1 protein-coding gene is annotated in these 1,269 nt (G+C 37.2%); it reads right to left on the bottom strand.

Annotated features, from left to right (window positions below; genetic code table 11):
• Nucleotides 1–181: 181 nt before the first annotated feature.
• Nucleotides 182–1,269: thioesterase domain-containing protein (locus H1P_RS35515; protein ID WP_144876502.1), on the bottom strand; the 1,088-nt coding region annotated here is incomplete at its 5' end.

The raw sequence follows: 1,269 nt of genomic DNA, 5'->3' as shown, positions 1-1,269 counted from the left end.
TTTTTGATGGTTTTTTGACTTTGGCAACTATTCATATGTGGATTACCAAAATCATATTAGTGGGATAGGTTCATTATTCTAAGTTGCATTGTTGATTCATAAGAACAAAATAATAGGCTGTTCCTTGTTCAGGCGTTCCCTAACCCAAAATCAACCGATTGTGTTGTCATCGAACTCACGTCTAATTAACCTGACAAAAGCCCAGTGCTAAATGTATTTTTTCAGCCAATGTTTGAACATTAGGTTCTTGGAGTATTTCCAAATGCTCTCCAGGCACATCATAAATAATTAATCCTGATTCTGCTAACTTCTGCCAATCTAATTTATAGAATATATCGTCAGCAGCGCGAAACAGATAAACTTTACCTGGATATGGTTGTATAACATAGTTTTTATTGGCTTCTTGATGTTCTTTTGCTTGCTGCATATGTTCGATCTGAGCAAAATTGCGACTTGTTTTGTCAGCAAAATTTTCTCGTAACCAATCATTTTTGTATAAGTTATAGCGAATAAGATCCATAGTTACTTCGATACGCCGTTGAATTCTGTTTGAGAGATAGTTCACTCCTTTGAGACGAAGTTTGCGAATGTGAGAAGATATCCGCTCTTTTAAAGAGAGAGGTTTATAAACTGAGTTTTGTTGAGGACAGTGGGTATCCACTAAACCCAAAAACTTAACTTCATGTCCTTGGGCTACCAGTATTTGAGCTATTTCATAAGCAATTACACCACCAAAAGATACACCCAATAGGTAGTATGGGCCTTGAGGTTGAATTTTTTGCAGATCGCGAGCATAGTATGATGCCAAATTAGCAATGTCTCTAGAGTGGGGTTTATTTGGTTCGTTACTAAAAGATGATGACAATCCATACAGACTAATATCCGAGTCTAAACATTTAGCTAAAGGAAGATATAATTCCAACCCATAACCCAAATTATGAATACCAAACAAGACTGGTTGAGAATTACCGTTTTTAATCGGGACAAAACTTGGAGGATAAGAAGCTTTTTCTTCTTGACGAATCAGAACTGCTAATTCTTTAGGGGTTGGTGCTTGGAAAATTCGGGAAATGGCAATTTTTTGCGCATATTTTTGTTCTATTTCTGTAACTAAACGCGCTGCTAGTAAGGAGTTTCCCCCTAAATCGATAAAGTTATCTTGAATACTGATTTCCTCGATTCCTAGAATATCTTGTAACATCTCGACAATTTCTTGCTCTAAGCGATCGCAACGCGCCTCGCCAACGGCGAGATCGCTTTCTTCTACGA

This window comes from Hyella patelloides LEGE 07179, from assembly GCF_900659865.1.
In the GTDB taxonomy this organism is placed as follows: domain Bacteria; phylum Cyanobacteriota; class Cyanobacteriia; order Cyanobacteriales; family Xenococcaceae; genus Hyella; species Hyella patelloides.
The sequence above is the reverse complement of the archived record's forward strand: the minus strand, read 5'-3'. Positions and strand labels throughout refer to the sequence as shown.